The organism is Methylobacterium sp. E-065 (assembly GCF_022829605.1).
Classification (GTDB): Bacteria; Pseudomonadota; Alphaproteobacteria; order Rhizobiales; family Beijerinckiaceae; genus Methylobacterium.
On the sequence record NZ_JAKSYD010000287.1, the window covers coordinates 1 to 506 of the forward strand.

A 506-nucleotide genomic window follows, 5' to 3' on the forward strand; every position below is an offset into this window, starting at 1 on the left:
CGTCGTTGAGGAAGCGAACTTCGACGTCGTGCGCGCTGGCCGGGCTGAAGTCGCCCTTCAGGGTGATGTCCTGCCACTGGCCCTGCGTGTGTACGGCCGTGACGGACTGCGGATTGCCCACGGCCTTGCCATCGACATAGACCTGGAACTGCGGGTCGCCCTGGTAGTGGTCGCCCGAAACGCGCACCACCAGCGTGTTGTCGCCCGTGCCCGTGTTGCCCGTGCCCGTGCCACCGGTGCTGCCGCCCGTACCGCCGGTGCTGCCACCCGTACCGCCGGTGCTCCCGCCGGTGCCGCCGGTGCCACCCGTGGTGGGCGTCTGTACCGGGGCGGTCGTGAAGTTGATGCCGCCGTTCGACAGCTGAACGGCCGGGTTCGCGTCCGTGGCCCCGAACTTGTTGCCGTCCAGCGTGATCGAGCTGACGTACAGGTTCTTGTCGTGGCCTTCGCTGAAGTTGAAGCTGCCGTCATACGCGTCGTTGAGGAAGCGGACCTCGACGTTGTGC

General features: G+C 67.4%; 1 protein-coding gene. It reads right to left on the minus strand.

Annotation, left to right across the window (positions count from 1 at the left end):
- Window positions 1–506 (minus strand): carbohydrate-binding domain-containing protein (locus MKK84_RS31840; RefSeq protein WP_279599831.1); only part of this gene is annotated, 506 nt, incomplete at both ends.